Origin of the sequence: Mycobacterium sp. 852002-51152_SCH6134967 (assembly GCF_001667105.1) — a bacterium.
Lineage (GTDB): Bacteria > Actinomycetota > Actinomycetes > Mycobacteriales > Mycobacteriaceae > Mycobacterium > Mycobacterium neumannii_A.
On sequence record NZ_LZIK01000060.1, the window covers coordinates 20,916 to 39,453 of the forward strand.

Consider the following 18,538-nt stretch of genomic DNA (forward strand, 5'->3'; position numbering starts at 1 on the left):
CGGTGGCCTTTTGCTCCTCGCGTCCGCGGGGCCTTTTCCGACCACGCCCGCGCCGGTGTGTGATTGACTACCTCGCGCGGGGACAGCAGATCAATGTGAGGTGGGCGAACCGATGCAGGGGATCTTCCGGGCGATCTTGACCGTGGCGCTGGCCGCCGGTCTGTGGACCGCGGGTACGGCCGTCGCGCCGAAGGCCGAGGCGCAAGTCGAGATGCTGATGGTGCCCTCGGCGGCGATGGGACGCGACATCCCGGTCGCCTTCCAGGGCGGCGGCCCGCACGCGGTCGTGCTGCTCGACGCGTTCAACGCCGCACCCGACGTCAGCAACTGGGTCACCGCGGGCAACGCGATGAACACCCTGGCGGGTAAGGGCATCTCGGTGGCCGCACCCGCGGGCGGCGCGTGGAGCATGTACACCAACTGGGAGGCCGACGGCAGCCGCCAGTGGGAGACGTTCCTCGCCGACGAGCTGCCGAACTGGCTGGCCGCCAACAAGGGTCTGGCCCCCTCGGGGCACGGCATCGTCGGTGCGGCGCAGGGCGGCTACGGCGCGATGGCGATGGCCACCTTCCATCCGGACCGCTACCGCTTCGCCGGCTCCCTTTCGGGCTTCCTGACCCCCGAGCGCACCGGCGTCGACGGCGCCATCACCGCCGGACTCGCGCAATTCGGCGGTGTGGAGACCCGCAACATGTGGGGCCTGCCACAGCTGGGCCGGTGGAAGTGGCATTCGCCCAATGTCCATGTCCAGTTGCTGGCCGACAACAACACCCGGCTGTGGGTGTGGAGCGGTCCGGTCGGAGGGTGCACCGATCCGCCCGCGATGATCGGCTACTGCGACATCGCCGCGGGCACCAATCGCGAGTTCTACCAGCACTACCGCTCGGTGGGCGGCAAGAACGGACACTTCGACTTCCCGCCGAGCGGCAGCCACGACTGGGGTTCCTGGAGCGGTCAGCTCGCGGCGATGAGTGGCGAATTGGCGACGACGATCGCTTAGCCGGCGACCCGCTCTTTTGGAACCGGGGCCGTACGTCGGCAGCCGGTACCTTGGAGGAGTGCAACGCTCGGTACGGACGACTGCGGCAGGGTCGCTGCTGATCGCTTCGGCGACGGCGCTGCTCACCGGGTGTTCGGGCCCCGACGTCATGGCGGCCATGGGTTTGCCGACGTCGGAGACGGCGCCCGCGCCCGGGCAGCCCGCCGAGACCACGGCCCCGCCGTCGGCGACCGGGCACTCCAGCACGCTCGTGCTGACCGATCGCCAGCGTGGTTATCTCGACGCACTCACCGCGGCCGGGGTGAAGCCGTCGAGCGACCTGCTGGCGCTGCGTGTCGGGTCGTACGTGTGCCAGGCGCGTGCCGCCAAGCACGACGACCAGAAGGTCTGGGATTCGATCTATCCGCTGGTGCGTGGTGATGCGATGGACCACATCTCCGGTAGGGCGCCGACCGTCAACGTCGACGCGGCAACCGCCGATTACATTCGCATCGCAACCGAACGACTCTGCTAGCAGGAGCCCAACCGACACATGGCCACTACCAACCGGCGGAAACGCCACCGTATCCTCGCGCTCATCGCGGCCGGCGCGATGGCGCTCGTGGTGGTGCTGCTCATCATCATCGTCGTCGTGATCCTGCGTAAGCCCGAGGGCCCGACCGGCGTCCCACCCACGGGCGTGCCACCGACCGCGATCAGCCCGACCAAGAAGCCGCGGCCGGAGTTCCAGGATGCGAGCTGCCCCGACGTGCAGATGATCTCGGTTCCGGGCACGTGGGAGTCCTCCCCGCAACTCGATCCGTTCAACCCGACTCAGTTCCCGATCGCGCTGCTGCTCAACGTCACCAACCCGATCCGCGGGCAGTTCGGAAACGACCGGCTCGAGGTGTTCACCGTCCCGTACACGGCGCAGTTCCACAATCCGTTCTCGCAGGACGGACAGATGACCTACGACGACAGCCGCGCCGAGGGCTTCCACGCGACGGTCAAGGCCATGACGGAGATGAACGAGCGCTGCCCGCTGACCAGTTACGTGATCGCCGGGTTCTCCCAGGGCGCCGTCATCGCCGGTGACATCGCCAGCGATATCGGCAACGGGCGCGGCCCCGTCGACGAGGATCTGGTGCTGGGTGTGACGTTGATCGCCGACGGGCGACGGCAGACCGGCGTCGGGGTGGACGTCGGCCCCAACCCGCCGGGTCAGGGTGCGGAGATCACGCTGCGCGACGTGCCCATGCTCGACGGGATGGGCCTGGCCATGACGGGTCCCCGGCCCGGCGGGTTCGGCGCACTCAACGACCGGGTCAACGAGATCTGCGCCCCCGGTGACCTGATCTGCTCGGCGCCGCCGGAAGCGTTCAACATCATGAACCTGCCCAAGACCATCGACATCCTGCTCGGCGGTGCGGGCCAACCGATTCACGCGATGTACGCCACCACGCAGTTCTGGAGTCTTGACGGGCTGTCGGCCACCCAGTGGACGCAGCGCTGGGCACAGGAAACGATCGATAACGCTCCGCAGCCGAAACATGGCTGACCTGTGACCAGACCTGATTTGGACGGCGACACCACGTCACCTAACATTAAGAAAAAACTAAGAGCAGTAAGCGAATAGCCGACCGGTACCATTCTGCGGGGTGCGGGGCTTGGGGGCGGCTCGGAATAGTTAAGTGCAATCGGCATCGAGAAGCGTGTGCCGCTGACAGGAGAGTGCGATGGGGTTCCATAACCCGTTCATCAAGGACGGACTGATCAAGTTTCCCGACAACGGGAGCCTGGTCAAACACGTCGAACGATGGGCGAAGGTGCGTGGAGACAAGCTCGCCTACCGCTTCCTGGACTTCTCCACCGAGCGCGACGGAGTCGCCCGCGATCTGCGCTGGGCCGACTTCGGCGCCCGCAACCGCGCGGTCGGTGCGCGTCTGCAACAGGTCACCCAGCCGGGTGACCGCGTCGCGATCTTGTGCCCGCAGAACCTCGACTACCTCGTCGCGTTCTTCGGCACTCTGTACTCGGGCCGCATCGCGGTGCCGTTGTTCGACCCGAACGAACCCGGCCATGTGGGCCGCCTGCACGCCGTGCTCGACGACTGCCATCCGTCGGCGATCCTGACCACCACCGATGCGGCCGAGGGTGTGCGCAAGTTCTTCCGCACCCGCCCGGCCAACCAGCGTCCGCGCGTCATCGCCGTCGACGCGGTGCCCGACGAGGTCGGCGCCACCTGGGAGCAAGTCCCCGTCGACGAGCACACCATCGCCTACCTGCAGTACACCTCGGGCTCCACGCGGATCCCGACCGGCGTGCAGATCACTCACCTGAACCTGGCCACCAATGTGGTGCAGGTGATCGAGGCACTCGACGGGCAGGAAGGGGACCGGGGCGTGTCCTGGCTCCCGTTCTTCCACGACATGGGCCTGATCACCGTGCTGCTCTCGCCGATGCTCGGCCACTACATCACATTCATGACCCCTGCCGCGTTCGTGCGCCGTCCCGGCCGTTGGATCCGCGAAATGGCCCGTAAGGAAGGCGACACCGGTGGGACCATCTCGGTGGCCCCGAACTTCGCGTTCGACCACGCCGCCGCCCGTGGTGTGCCCAAGGACGGCGAACCGCCGCTCGACCTGTCCAACGTCAAGTGCATCCTCAACGGCAGCGAGCCGATCTCGGCGGCCACCGTGCGGAGGTTCAACGAGGCCTTCGGCCCGTTCGGATTCCAGCCCAAGGCGATCAAGCCCTCCTACGGTCTGGCCGAGGCCACGCTGTTCGTGTCCACCACGCCGATGGAGGCCGAGCCGACGATCACCCTGGTCGACCGCGACGAGCTCAACAAGCACCGCTTCGTTCCGGTCCCGGAGGATTCACCCAAGGCCGTCCCGCAGGCCGGCGCGGGCAAGATCGGCGTCGCCGAATGGGCGGTCATCGTCGACAACGAGACCGCCACCGAGCTGCCCGACGGGCAGATCGGCGAGGTCTGGATCAGCGGGCAGAACATGGGCACCGGCTATTGGGGCAAGCCCGAGGAGACGACCGCGACCTTCCAGAACATCCTCAAGTCGCGGACCAACCCGTCGCACGCCGAAGGGGCCACCGACGACCAGACCTGGGTGCGCACCGGCGACCTCGGCGCCTACTACGACGGTGAGCTCTACATCACCGGCCGCGTCAAGGATCTGGTGATCATCGACGGGCGCAACCACTACCCGCAGGACCTGGAGTACTCCGCGCAGGAGGCCACCAAGGCGCTGCGCACCGGGTTCGTCGCAGCGTTCTCGGTGCCCGCCAACCAACTGCCCGACGAGGTGTTCGACAACGCCCACTCCGGACTCAAACGCGATCCCGACGACACCTCCGAGCAGCTGGTGATCGTCGGTGAGCGGGCACCCGGCGCCCACAAGCTCGACATGGGTCCCATCGCCGACGACATCCGCGCCGCGATCGCGGTGCGCCACGGTGTCACCGTCCGCGACGTGCTGCTGACCCCCGCCGGCGCGATCCCGCGCACCTCGAGCGGCAAGATCGGTCGCCGGGCGTGCCGCGCGGCCTACCTGGACGGCAGTCTGCGCAGCGGGAAGATCGCCAACGCGTTCCCCGATGAGACAGACTGAGACTCCCCCCGAATATGGCTGATACACACGACGATTCGCAGCAACCCGAGATGCCGTCCGGCGACGAGCTCCAGCTCGCGCCCGAAAAGCCGGATTCTGATGACGCCGCCGGGGCGGCTCCGAAGGCCGCGCCCAGGACCGACATCACCGTCAACGAGATGCGCGAATGGCTGCGCAACTGGATCGGCAACGCGACCGGACAGTCGCCCGACTCCATCAGCGAGAGCGCGCCGATGGTCGAACTGGGCCTGTCGTCGCGCGATGCCGTCGCGATGGCCAGCGACATCGAGGACCTGACCGGCGTCACATTGACCGCCACCGTGGCGTTCCGCCACCCCACCATCGAATCGCTGGCGACGGTGATCGTCGAGGGCGAGCCGGAGCCCGACGACGCCGGCGACGACGACGAGGACTGGACGCGAACGCGCGACGTCGAAGACATCGCGATCGTCGGCCTGGCCACCCGCTTCCCGGGCGACATGAACACCCCCGACGAGACGTGGCAGGCGCTCATGGAGGGTCGCGACGCGATCACCGATCTGCCTGAGGGCCGTTGGGAGGAGTTCCTCGGCGAGCCACGCATCGCCGAGCGCGTCGCGAAGGCCCGCACCCGCGGCGGCTACCTCTCCGACATCAAGGGCTTCGACGCCGAGTTCTTCGCACTGTCGAAGATGGAGGCCGACAACATCGATCCGCAGCAGCGGATGGCGCTCGAATTGACCTGGGAGGCACTGGAAAACGCCCGCATCCCCGCGTCGAGCCTGCGCGGCGGCAACGTCGGTGTCTACATCGGCAGCTCGCTGAACGACTACAGCTTCCTGGCGATGTCGGACCCGTCGATCGCCCACCCGTACGCGATCACCGGCACGGCGAGTTCGATCATCGCCAACCGGGTTTCGTACTTTTACGACTTCCGCGGCCCCTCGGTGGCCGTCGACACCGCCTGCTCGAGTTCGCTGGTCGCCGCACACCAGGGCGTGCAGGCGCTGCGCTCGGGTGAGGCCGATGTCGCCGTCGTCGGCGGTGTCAACGCGTTGATCACCCCGCTGGTGACAGTGGGCTTCGACGAGGTCGGCGGGGTGCTCGCGCCGGACGGCCGGATCAAATCGTTCTCGCAGGACGCCGACGGCTACGCCCGTTCCGAGGGCGGCGGAATGCTGGTGCTCAAGCGGGTTTCCGACGCCCGCCGCGACGGCGACGACATCCTCGCGGTGATCGCGGGCAGCGCGGTCAACCACGACGGCCGGTCCAACGGTCTGCTCGCGCCGAATCCCGATGCGCAGGCCGAGGTGCTGCGTAAGGCGTACAAGGACGCCGGCATCAACCCGCGCGTCGTCGACTACATCGAGGCGCACGGCACCGGCACCATCCTCGGCGACCCGATCGAGGCCGACGCGCTCGGCCGCGTCGTCGGCAGGGGCCGGGCGGCCGACAAGCCGGCACTTCTGGGTGCGATCAAATCCAATGTGGGACACCTGGAATCGGCCGCGGGCGCGGCGAGCCTGGCGAAGATGGCGTTGGCCCTGCGCAACGACAAAATCCCGCCGTCGATCAACTACGCAGGCCCCAACCCCTACATCGACTTCGACGGTGTGCACCTCAAGGTCGCCGACACCGTCACCGACTGGCCGCGCTACAGCGGTTATGCGATCACCGGCGTCTCGGGGTTCGGTTTCGGCGGCGCCAACGCCCACCTGGTGTTGCGCGAGGTGCTGCCGTCGGACCTCGTCGATCCCGAACCGGAGCCGGAACTCGAAGCCGCGCAAGACAAGTCGTCCGACGCGAACGCTGTCTACATCGGCGGGGTGCGGATGGACGAGTACGGCGAGTTCGTCAATGAGGACGATGACGACGACGCCTTGGACCGCCCCGCGCACGCGCTGCAGGACGAGCCCGAACTTCCCGGTCTGACCGATGAGGCCAAGCGCCTGCTCGAGGTCGCCCGCGAGGAGATGGACGCCGAAGAGCAGGCCGCACCGGTTGTGCCGCTTGCGGTTTCGGGTTTCCTGACGTCGCGCAAGAAGGCCACGGCCGCCGAGCTCGCCGACTGGATCGACAGCCCGGAGGGGCGCGCATCGTCGCTCGAATCGATCGGGCGCGCGCTGTCGCGGCGCAACCACGGGCGTTCGCGAGCGGTGGTGCTGGCCCACGATCACGACGAGGCCATCAAGGGCCTGCGCGCGGTGGCCGAGGGCAAGCAGCACCCGAGCGTGTTCAGCGCCGACGGTCCGGTGACGAACGGGCCGGTGTGGGTGCTCGCGGGTTTCGGTGCCCAACACCGCAAGATGGGCAAGAACCTGTATCTGCGCAACGAGGTGTTCGCAGAATGGATCAACAAGGTCGATGCCCTCATCCAGGATGAACGGGGCTATTCGATCCTCGAGCTGATCCTCGATGACGCGGTCGACTACACCAATGAGACCTGTGAGTACCCCATCGAAGTCGTCCAGACCGTGATCTTCGCCCTGCAGATCGCGCTCGGTGAGTTGCTCAAGCACCACGGCGCCAAACCGGCTGCGGTGGTGGGCCAGTCGCTCGGCGAGGCCGCCGCCGCGTACTTCGCGGGCGGCCTGTCTCTGGAGGACGCCACTCGGGCGATCTGTTCGCGTGCTCACCTGATGGGTGAGGGCGAGGCGATGCTGTTCGGCGAATGGATCCGGTTGATGGCGCTGGTCGAGTATTCGGCCGACGAGATCGACACCGTGTTCGCCGATTTCAAGGATCTCGAGGTGTGTGTCTACGCCGCACCGACCCAGACTGTCATCGGCGGGCCGCCCGACCAGGTCGACGCGATCATCGAGCGCTGTGAGCAAGAGGGCAAGTTCGCCCGCAAGATGCAGACCAAGGGCGCCAGCCACACCTCCCAGATGGATCCGCTGCTGGGCGAGCTGGCCGCCGAGCTCGTCGGCATCGAACCGCATCCGATCAAGATCGGTTACTTCTCGACGGTGCACGAGGGTCGTTACCTGCGGCCCGGTGAGACCATCCACGATGTCGACTACTGGAAGAAGGGGCTGCGCCACAGCGTCTACTTCACCCACGGCATCCGCAACGCCGTCGACAACGGCCACACCACCTTCCTGGAGCTGGCGCCGAATCCGGTGGCGCTCATGCAGGTCGGCCTGACGACGGCGGCCGCCGGTCTGCACGACGCCCAGCTGATTGCGACGCTGGCGCGCAAGCAGGACGAGGTCGACTCGATGACCGTGGCGATGGCCCAGCTGTTCGTACACGGCCACGATCTGGACTTCCGCACGCTGTTCCCCCGGCGGTCCAAGGGGTTGGCCGGCGCGTTGGATTTCGCGAACATCCCGCCGACCCGCTTCAAGCGCAAACCGCACTGGCTCGACGCGCGGTTCACCGGCGACAGTTCGGTGATGATGCCGGGCAACCACGTCGCTACCCCGGACGGCAGGCACGTCTGGGAGTACGCCCCCAAGGGCGAGCCGGATCTGGCCGGGTTGGTCAAAGCCGCTGCGGCGCAGGTCATCCCCGATGCCAAGCTGGTCGCCTCCGAACAGCGCGCGGTGCCCGGTGAGGGCGCGCGGCTGGTGACGACGCTGACCCGCCATCCGGGAGGCGCCAGCGTGCAGGTGCACGCCCGCATCGAGGAGTCGTTCACCCTGGTGTACGACGCCGTGGTGAGCCGCACCGGCACCGCGGCGGCGCTGCCCGTTGCGATGGCGACGGGATCAGCCGTCGCCGAACAGGTTTCGGCGGCACCCGCCGACGAGCCCGAGGACGATGCGGCTCCGGAGATCCTGCAGGACAACCTGACTGCGGGTGCGGGTCTTGCCGCCGGCTTCGCGAAGTGGTCGCCGGACTCCGGTGAGTCGATTCGCGACCGCCTCGGCGCAATCGTGGGCGGGGCAATGGGTTACGAGCCCGAAGACCTGCCGTGGGAGGTGCCGCTGATCGAGCTCGGCCTGGACTCCCTGATGGCCGTGCGGATCAAGAACCGCGTCGAGTACGACTTCGACCTGCCGCCGATCCAGCTGACCGCGGTGCGCGACGCCAACCTGTATGCGGTCGAGAAGCTGATCCAGTACGCGATCGAGCACCGCGACGAGGTCGACCAGCTCGCCGAGGCGCAGAAGGGCAAGACGGCCGAGGAGTTCGCCGCCGAGCAGGCCGAGCTGATGGGCGGGGCGAGCACCGTCGCCGAACTCGAGGAGAAGCTGGCCGAGGCCGGGCACCCGCTGGGAACCCAGGACGACGACAAGGGCCGGGCCGAGGTGCTCAGCGGCGCCAGCCCGGACACCGTCGGCGCCCCGGCTCCGGATCCGCAGGCCGAGCCGTCCACACGGGCCATGGACATCCCGCCGCCCCCGACCGACCCGAGCGGCCCCGCGCCCCAAGCAGCGGCGGGCGGCCCGTCGAAGTCGACGGTCGCAGCGGCCAGCAAGGTGCTCACCCAGGAGGCGGTCACCGAGGCGCTCGGCTCCGACGTGCCGCCACGCGACGCCGCGGAACGCGTCACGTTCGCGACGTGGGCGATCGTCACCGGCAAGTCGCCGGGCGGCATCTTCAACGACCTGCCCGACGTCGATGACGCGACCGCGACCAAGATCGCCGAGCGGCTGACCGAGCGGGTCGACGAGGGCACCATCACCGTCGACGACGTCCGCTCCGCGAAGACCATCGAGGAGCTGTCCACCACCGTCCGCGACTACCTCGAGGGCGGCAAGGTCGACGGCTTCGTGCGGACGCTGCGCGCCCCGTCCCAAGACTCGGACCGGATCCCGGTGTTCGTCTTCCACGCCGCGGGCGGTTCGACAGTGGTCTACGAGCCGCTGCTCAAGCGGTTGCCCGCGGACACGCCGATGTACGGTATCGAGCGCGTCGAGGGCTCCATCGAGGAGCGCGCCCGCGAGTACGTGCCGAAACTGTTGGAGCTCAACGGTTGGACGGGAGACAAGCAGGGTCGACCGTTCATCCTGGCCGGCTGGTCGCTGGGCGGTGTGCTCGCCTACGCGTGCGCGATCGGACTCAAGCAGGCAGGGGCCGACGTGCGGTTCGTCGGTCTGATCGACGCGGTCCGTCCGAGTGAGGAGATCCCCCAGACGAAGGAGGAGACCCGTGCCCGCTGGGATCGCTACGCGCGCTTCGCCGAGCGCACGTTCAACGTCGAGATCCCCGAGATCCCCTATGAGGAACTCGAGGCGCTCGACGACGAGGGCCAGGTGCGCTACGTCCTCGACGTGGTGAGCCAGAGCGGGGTGCAGATCCCGGGCGGCATCATCGAGCACCAGCGCACGTCGTATCTCGATCAGCGGGCCATCGACACCGCCGAGATCAAGCCGTACGACGGCAAGGTCACGCTGTACATGGCCGACCGCTACCACGACGACGCGATCTACTTCGAACCGCGCTACGCCACCCGCAAGCCGGACGGCGGCTGGGGTGAGTTCGTCTCTGACCTGGAGGTCGTCCCGATCGGGGGCGAGCACATCCAGGTGATCGACGAGCCGTACATTGCGAAGGTCGGGGCTCACATGAGCGAGTCGATCAGCCAGATCGAGGCCGAAAACACCGATCAGGAGAAGCAGGGCAAGTGACGACCAAAACCACCGCGGAGCTGCTGGCCGATCTTCACGAGAAGCTGGAGTTGGCGAAGGAACCCGGTGGAGAGAAGGCCATTGCAAAGCGCGAGCGCAAGGGCATCCCGAGTGCCCGCGCCCGCATCCACTCGCTGGTGGACCCCGGCAGCTTCCTCGAGATCGGCGCGCTGGCGAAGACGCCCGGCGATCCGAACGCGTTGTATGGCGACGGGGTGGTGACGGGTCACGCCAGGATCAACGGCAGGCCGGTCGGCGTGTTCAGCCACGACCAGACGGTGTTCCAGGGCTCGGTCGGTGAGATCTTCGGCCGCAAGGTGGCCAAGCTGATGGAGTGGGTGGCGATGGTCGGCTGTCCGATCATCGGTATCAACGACTCGGCGGGCGCGCGGATCCAGGACGCGGTGACCTCCCTGGCGTGGTACGCCGAGCTGGGCCGCCGTCACGAGCTGCTCCGGGGGCTGGTTCCCGAGATTTCAATCATCCTCGGCAAATGTGCTGGGGGAGCGGTGTACTCGCCTATTCAGACCGATCTCGTGGTGGCCGTTCGGGACCAGGGCTACATGTTCGTCACCGGACCCGACGTCATCAAGGACGTCACCGGCGAGGACGTCTCGCTCGACGAACTCGGCGGCGCCGATGCCCAGGCCCGCTACGGCAACATCCACCAGGTCGTGGAAAGCGAGGCCGCGGCGTTCCAGTACGTCCGCGACTACCTGGAGTTCCTGCCCGCCAACACGTTCGACGATCCGCCGATCGTCAACCCGGGTCTGGAGCCCGAGCTCACGCCGCACGACTACGAGCTGGACTCGATCGTGCCGGACAGCGACAACATGGCCTACGACATGCATGAGATCCTGCTGCGGATCTTCGACGACGGCGACGTCTTCGATGTGGCCGAGCAGCAGGGTCCGGCGATCATCACCGCGTTCGCGCGGGTCGACGGCCGCCCGGTCGGGGTGGTCGCCAACCAGCCGATGCACCTGTCCGGGTCGATCGACAACGAGGCCTCCGACAAGGCGGCGCGGTTCATCCGGTTCTGCGACTCCTACAACCTGCCTTTGGTTTTCGTCGTCGATACCCCGGGCTTCATGCCGGGGGTGCAGCAGGAGAAGGGCGGCATCATCAAGCGCGGCGGGCGGTTCCTCAACGCCGTCGTCGAGGCCGACGTGCCGAAGGTGACCATCACCATCCGCAAGTCTTACGGCGGTGCCTATGCGGTGATGGGTTCCAAGCAGCTGTCGGCGGATTTGAACTTCGCGTGGCCGACCGCGCGCATCGCGGTGATCGGCGCCGAGGGCGCGGCCCAGCTGCTGGTGAAGCGGTTCCCGGATCCGACCGCGCCGGAGGTGCAGAAGATCCGCGCCGACTTCATTGAGGGTTACAACCTCAACATGGCCACGCCGTGGATCGCCGCCGAGCGCGGGTTCATCGACGCGGTGATCGAGCCGCACGAGACCCGGCTGCTACTGCGCAAGTCGCTGAACCTGCTGCGGGACAAGCAGATCACCCGCGTCCAGCGCAAGCACGGCCTCACCCCCATTTAAGATTCCCGCGAGCGTGCGTGTCTGCACACGACACGCCGCGAAATTTGGACACTTTGCGCGCCCTCGTCGCGGCGCCAGCGTGCGGTCAGCGCCGAAAGATCTTCAGATCGGCGGAAACTCGAGCCGCTCATCGACGAGCCCGGGGTCTGGCCTGGTGTCGAACGGAGCGAACCGCGACTCGCTGAGCCGGATCCGATGCACCACCTCAGGTTAGAGGTCGGCGCCGCAGCGCGAGCGACCGCAGAATGCGGACAGACGGCGGTGTGTCGTGCGCAAACACGGTCACTCGCGCAGTCGCGTCGACGACTACGGCTTGATGCGGATGTGGCCCGGGCTGTACAGACCGCTGCGGGTGGCCGTCCCGAAGTCCAGCGTCGCCGGCGTCGCCCCTTGCGCCTCAGGGGTCATCTCGAACCGGCGCAGCGAGCCCCAGTCCCGACCCCAGTCCTCCGACAGATACGTCGCCATCACGTGCGCGCGCAACAGGAGATCCGTGATCCCCAGCAGCCCGCCGTTGAGGCCGTCCTGCCACGTGTCGGTGTCCTTGCGCTTGGCGTTGTAGTCCGGAGTGATGCGGAACTTCGGAATCTCGGTCACGCCGTTGGCGTGCAACATCGGCTGTTGGCACGGGAACGCCAGGCCGACCGCCCAGTCCATCAGCACCGGCTGCTCGGAGCCGACGTACTCCTGTACCGATCGCAGTTCGGGAACCCTGGGCGGGGTCACCGCGAGCCAATCACCTGGCGTCAACGAAAGGTCTTCGGCGACAACGCGAACGGCGACGGCGTCGGAGGGTATCTGAGCGCGAGGGAACCGCAAGTTACGCCATGACGGGATCGGGCCGAGGTCGTAGGGCACCATCCGGCCTGCGGGCATCAGCGCGCCGTCCGGGCCCCGCCGTGCGTACTCCAATTCGACCGTCTCGCCCTCGGTGCGCCCGTTGAACACGCTGTCGCCGGTGATGGTCCCGGCGGCCGTGACGACGACCAGCGGATGCGCATCGTCGGGGGCGGGCAGTTCGTACCAGGCCGACGTCAACCTGCTCTGCTGCTGGGGCCCCTCGACGTAGGTGCCCGCCAACGGAACCCGGTTCGGGTCGAGTCCGTACGGCAGCGGCACCGTCGACCCGTTGACGCCGGGCTCGTCCAGCTCGGTGGGCTGGTCCCAGTCGTAGTCGGTGCCCGGCATCGGCAGGTTCATCCGAATCGCCTCGGCGACAATCTTTTCCGGAACACCGTCGGCGGTGAACCCGACGGTCCCGACACCGCCCAACGGACCCAACGGCCCGTACTCCCCGGGCAGGGGAGCCAGGAAGCCCTCGTTCGCGTCCGGCTCGACGAGCACGTCGTCGGCCAGGCCGCAGCCACCTGCGAATGCACGCAGGTTGGCCCACGCGTTCGAATAGGTGGGGTACTGGCGAACCGCCCCGACGAGCATCGATCCGACGAACACCACCACCATGAAGCCCGCGACGACCGGGATCGGCGCCGCGGTCAGCGCCCTGGCGATGCGCCCCTCTCCGCGCGTTCGCGACGAGAAGTGCAGCCAGGCCGCCCATATCGCCACGATCGCGAACAGCGCGAAGAAGACCGTGCTGACGGTGACGCCGCCGATGGCGGGTTCGTCGTTGTTGAACGGGACGCCGTAACTCGACACGTACCACCAGCCGTTGGTGGTCGCGAAACACAGTGCGAGAACGAACAATAGGGCGGCCAAAAAAGCCATCCGGTTGCGTGACCACTTCAGCACCGCAGGCGACACCAGTACGGTGGCCAGCGCCGCCATCGCCGCCCCGACCGCGGCGAACAGTCCGAAGTGGTGGACCCACTTGGTGGGGGTGAACATCAGGAAGAACACCGTGCCCAGGATGATTCCGATCAGCCGCCACGCGGGACCCCTGGCCACGCCGGGCACCCGCCCGCGCCGCAACATGATGAACATCGAGGCGAACAACGACAGCGCGGTGATCAGGAAGCCGAAGCGACGCGACAGCGATCCGTCCACCGTCGGCAGGATCAGGTAGTAGTAGCGCAGGTTCTCGGTGTACCACTCCTGGTTCGGGCCGACGGCGGTGCGAATTCTGGTCGCCTCCAACACCGTTGCGATGGTCTGGTCGAAGAAGACGACCGTCAGGATCACCGTTCCCGCGGCCAGCAGTGGCAACACCAGCGGCCAGACGCCCACCACCTGGCGGCGCCGCACCAGGATGCGCAACAGCGGTCGACCGCCTGCCAGCAGCGCGGCCACCGCGATCAGACCTGTCGGCTGGATCCCGAGCGTGAACGCCGCCGTGATGATCGCGAACGCCGCGGGAGTGAGTCGTCCGGAGGTGATCGCCCGCTCGATCAGCACGTAGGTGATCAGCGCGCCGGTGGCGATCTGGCCCTCGGGGCGCAGGCCGTTGTTGAACGGCATCCATGCCGCCAGCAGCACCAGCCCCGCCGCCCACAGCGCAGGCTTGCTCGCGGCAACAGCGGGACCGAGTCGCGGCAGCACCTCACGAGAAAGCAACAGCCAGCACACGATTCCGCACACCAGGTCCGGCAGTCGCATCCAGATGCTCGCGTCGCTGACGCTGGTCATCATCGCCAGCAGGTTGTAGTACCAGCCGAACGGGTCCTCGGGGCTGCCGAACCATCGGAAGTAGTTCGACATGTACCCCGCGTGACCGGCCACTCGGGCCATCCCGAGGATGTAGCCGTCGTCAGAGGAGTTGGCCCCGATCACGTGCCAGACCGCGAAGCCACCGACCACCACCACATCGGTGGGGGTGAACGTCCGCCACCGCTGCGGGATCAGCCGCCTCATTCGCCTGCCGTCCATACGATCCAGGCGCCACAGCGCGAGCAGTGCGATCGCCGTCGACACGATGGCCAGCACCATCGCCGTCAGCTTCAGCGGTGTCGGCTTGGTGGTGAACCGCGTGTCGATCTCTGCCGACAGGCTCAGCCCCGGCGGCGCAGGGCCGGTCAGGTCGGTGAACACGCCGACGATGGCGGGGCGCAGGTTCGGGTCCGGGAAACCGGTGTACTGCGGCGAACCGTCCGCCTTCGTCAGCCCGACGAAGTCGGCGAAGGTGCCCTCCTCCGAGGAGGTGATCTCGATGCGTGAGCATCCCGGGGTGTCCCCGGTGCCGACCACCCGGGCCCGGGGGACGCTGGCCACCACCACGTTTCGGTCGGTGATGTCGACACGCTGCGGGTTGACCGTGACGAACAGACTCTGCAGCGCGGCCTGCTTACCGTCCTTTGGCGCGGTGCCCAACACGACTCCGCCGCGCGGCGGCATCGAGCGGATCACCTCGCACGGCACGGTCACCGACATCCGCACCGGAGTCTGCGTGATCAACGGCGCGGTGACGCTGTTCAACTCGCCCTGCTGCGGCCAGTTCAGCGATGCGGTGGTCTGTTCCACCGGAAGCAGAGGAGTCGCCACCGACAGCACGAAGCCGATCAACCCGGCGATCGCCGCGACCCAGCGGGCGATCCGCACGTCGGAACTCGATGTCTGGCTCATGGCAGCGCCCTGATGGGTCCGTTACGGCTCCAACCGAACACGCGCACCGCCCCCTGCTCGACGATCGCGTCCGGCGCCTCGGATTCGGGCACCACCCGCAGGTACCGCTCGATCGAACCCCAGTCCCGGTACCAGTCGTCGCGCAGATAGGTGGGCACGGTCGAGGTGCGCAACAGTGCCTGGATGAACAGGAATGGACCGCCGTCCTCGGCGGACTGCCACTGGTTCGAGGACACGACCACCTGCTTGAGGTTCGGGAGGATGCGGTATTCCGGCAACTCGGCGATGCCGAGATGTTCGGAGAACGGGCGCTGGCAAGGGAAGTTCGCGGCCGTCGCGATGTCCATCAGCACGGGCGTCTGCGAGCCGAGGAACTGCTGCGCGGTGACGAGCACCGGCACCCGTGGCGGGGTGAACGCGAACCACTGGTCGGTGGACAGGTTCGGGTCGTCGGCGACGATGCGCGCGACATTCGCCTCGGGCGGCGCCGATGCGAACGGGAAACGCAGGTTGCGCCAGGCCTTTTGAGGACCGGGGCCGACGTCGATCGGCTGCACCTCGGCCAGCGGCTGATAGCTGCCGTCGGGGCGGTGTATACCCCACTGCAGCTTCAGCGACTGTCCGTAGTTGAACGAGCCGTCCTCTTCGTAGAACCAGATCGCCCCCGCGGCCGCGACGGTGACCAACGGCCGGTCCGGGGTGCGTGGCGGCAGCTGGTACCACGCCGAGGTCACCTTGGCCGCGACAGTGTTCTCGTCGTAGCTGCCCATCACCGGCGTGCGGTCGGGGTTGAGTCCGAACGGCAGGAACACATTCGAACCATTCACGCCGACGGGTCCGTAGCCTCCGCCGGTGCCTGCGGCGAAACCGATCCCGATGTTGGGTTCGTTCGGTGAGCCGTCGGAGTTGACGGTGCCCGGGTTGGCGGTGATCGGCTCGGGCGGTTCGAGGGTGTCGCTGACGCCGTTGGGGTTGAAGCCCACGGGGTCCTCCCCGCCGAGCGGTCCGTACTCGCCGAAGCGTTGGCCCGGAACCGGTTGCAGCATACCGGCGTTCGTGTCGGGCTCGACGAGCACATCGTCGGCCATCGCGCAGCTGGTGTCCGAGAGCCCGGACTTCAGCGCCGAGAAGTTCGCCTTGGCGGTGGTGTAGACGGGGTAGCGCTGCACGGCGCCCTTGGCCATGGAGCCGACCTCGAGCACCACCATGATCGTCGCCACCACCAGCAGCGGCGTCGAGGCGAGCACACGGTTGCGCTTGGTGTTGGCGACCTCCGTATGCCCTGCGTAGTCCATGCGGAAGTGCAGCCACCCAGCGAGCAGGCCGGTGATGATCGCCAGCGCGAGGAAGATGCCGGTGACCGGGATACCGGCGATCACCGGCTGCTTGTCGAACCACGGCACACCGTAGTTGCCGACATAGAACCAGCCGTTGATACCCGATGTCGCCCAAGCCAATACAAACAACAGCGCGGTGACATAGAGCGCGAGGTTGCGGCGGCTGTGTAGCCCGACGCGGCTGAACGCGAACGCCGTCACCGCACCGAGCGCACCCGCCAGACCGGCGAACGCGCCGAACTGCACCGCCCACTTGGTCGGCGTGAACGTCAGCAGCAGAAGGCCGATCGCCGTCGACCCGATCAGCCTCCACACCGGCCCGCGCGCCATGCCGGCGACACCGCCGCGCCGCAGTAGCACCGCGAGCATCCCGAACAGGCAGAGCAACAGCACCAGCACCGCGAAGCGCCGGGTCAGCGACGAGTCAATGCTGTCCTCGACGGTGAGGAAGTAGTAGCGCAGGAACTCCTGGTACCACGCGATCGTCGGGCCGACGACGTACTTGATGCGGGCCGACTCCGCCACCGTGGCCAGCGTCTGGTCGCGGAACACCACCACGAAGATCAGCGCGAGCGCGGACAGCAGCGCGGCCAACGGCGCCAGCACACCGTCCACCCGACGACGCACGCGGATGGTGCGGACGATCGCGCGGGCCCCAACAAGCAGGGGCGCGATCGCGATCAGTCCCTGCGGCGCCAACGTCACGCTGAACACCGCGACGACGATCGCCAGCGCGGCAGGCCACGTCCGCCGGGTGGCCACGGCGTTCTCCACCAGCACCCACACGGCGACGGTGCCGAACGCGATCAGCGGTTCAGGTCGCAGGCCGTTGTTGAACGGCAGCCACGCCGCCAGGAACACCGCCCCTGCCGTCCACACCGTCACCCGGTTGGCCGCAAGCCGACGGCCGAGGCGCGGCAGGATGCAGCGGCTGACGATCAACCAGGCGCCGATGGCCGCCAGCGTCGCGGGCACCCGCATCCACACGCCGGCGGTGCTGACCGAGGCGAACGCCGCGAGCACCGATTGATACCAGTCGAACGGGGCCTCCGTGGCACCGAAGAAGCGGTAGTAGTTCGCGGTGTAGCCGGCGTCGGCCGAGACGCGGGCGATGGTGAGGTTGTAGCCGTCGTCCGACGACAGGGCGCCGATGACGTGCCACAGCAGCAGGGTGCCCGCGACGGCCAGGTCGGCCGCCCAGTGCCAGAAGCCCACCCGCCAGAACCGCCGCCAGGCGCGCAGCACGCGGCGACCGCTGCGGAGCCCAATGTCGCCGCCGGAGCGGCTCCGGCGGTCCAACACCGCCATCGCGACGATCGACGCGATCACGCACAAGACCCCCAGCACCATGACGGCGAGCTTGAGCGCGGTGGGGGAGGTAATGAAGCGGGTGTCGACGTCGACGCGAGCCTCGAGTCCCTCCTGTGGTGCGACCTCCAGATTCGTGAAGACGCCGGCGACCTGCGGCTTCTCCTCGGCGGCCAGCGTTCCCACGGCCCCGGGCAGCCCGATGAAGTCGGCGCCGGCCTCGCCGGGGTTGGCCCAGATGTGCAGTGTGCTGCAGGCGCCGTCCTCCACGGCGGGCCGCGGCGCGACTGCGGCGACGGAGTCGCGGAACGCCACGACAACGAGGTCGGAGGTGGCGCGCACGAAGAGCCCGTTACGGCTGGCGTCGATGCCGCCCGGCGGGACGGTGGACAGCACCAGGCCGCCGTCGGCGGGCAGCGTGGCGACGGCCCGGCAGGGGATCGAGATGTCGAGGGCCTGCGGAGCGCCGGAGACCAGCGGGGCGGTGATGTCGCTGACGAATCCGTCGGGTCCGGTGCCTTGCGGCCACAGGATGGTCGCGGTGGTCTGTTTGACCGGCAGCAGCGGGACCAGCCCGCACAACAGCACACCGGCGATGCCTGCGACGACGGCGATCAGTCGCGCGATCCGATGGGCAGGCACGAGCGTCGATGGTAGGCGACTCGAT

Annotated in this window: 8 protein-coding genes; 6 read left to right on the forward strand and 2 right to left on the reverse strand. The window is 68.0% G+C overall.

Annotation, left to right across the window (positions count from 1 at the left end; translation table 11 throughout):
* The first annotated feature begins 112 nt into the window (after positions 1-112).
* From A5790_RS17050 to A5790_RS17075, 6 genes are all read left to right on the forward strand, one after another.
* Positions 113-1,000, forward strand: coding sequence for an alpha/beta hydrolase-fold protein (locus A5790_RS17050; RefSeq protein WP_066847140.1), 888 nt, complete (start codon positions 113-115; stop codon positions 998-1,000).
* 58 nt (positions 1,001-1,058) lie between these two features.
* The gene (locus A5790_RS17055; protein ID WP_066846685.1) at positions 1,059-1,514 is read left to right on the forward strand and encodes a DUF732 domain-containing protein; all 456 of its coding nucleotides are present in this window, start codon (positions 1,059-1,061) and stop codon (positions 1,512-1,514) included.
* 18 nt (positions 1,515-1,532) lie between these two features.
* Positions 1,533-2,537 (forward strand): cutinase family protein, encoded by a 1,005-nt coding sequence (locus A5790_RS17060; protein ID WP_066846686.1) that lies wholly within the window; start codon positions 1,533-1,535, stop codon positions 2,535-2,537.
* Positions 2,538-2,715: 178 nt separating this feature from the next.
* Entirely contained in the window at positions 2,716-4,605 is a 1,890-nt protein-coding gene (gene fadD32 / locus A5790_RS17065; protein ID WP_066846689.1) for a long-chain-fatty-acid--AMP ligase FadD32, read from the forward strand.
* A gap of 50 nt (positions 4,606-4,655) precedes the next feature.
* Entirely contained in the window at positions 4,656-10,163 is a 5,508-nt protein-coding gene (gene pks13 / locus A5790_RS17070; protein ID WP_156656439.1) for a polyketide synthase Pks13, read from the forward strand.
* Positions 10,160-11,710: an acyl-CoA carboxylase subunit beta gene (locus A5790_RS17075; RefSeq protein WP_066846693.1), complete on the forward strand. Its 1,551-nt coding sequence runs from the start codon at positions 10,160-10,162 to the stop codon at positions 11,708-11,710. The genes pks13 and A5790_RS17075 overlap by 4 nt, the downstream gene beginning before the upstream one ends.
* A 306-nt stretch (positions 11,711-12,016) precedes the next feature.
* On the opposite strand, the gene A5790_RS17080 is transcribed toward A5790_RS17075, so the two are convergent.
* Together A5790_RS17080 and A5790_RS17085 are read right to left on the reverse strand one after the other, a co-directional pair.
* Complete coding sequence (locus A5790_RS17080; RefSeq protein WP_066846695.1) at positions 12,017-15,226, reverse strand: arabinosyltransferase domain-containing protein; 3,210 nt, start codon at positions 15,224-15,226, stop codon at positions 12,017-12,019.
* The gene (locus A5790_RS17085; RefSeq protein WP_066846702.1) at positions 15,223-18,513 is read right to left on the reverse strand and encodes an arabinosyltransferase domain-containing protein; all 3,291 of its coding nucleotides are present in this window, start codon (positions 18,511-18,513) and stop codon (positions 15,223-15,225) included. Before A5790_RS17085 ends, A5790_RS17080 begins: the two co-directional genes overlap by 4 nt.
* Between the last annotated feature and the right edge of the window lie 25 nt (positions 18,514-18,538).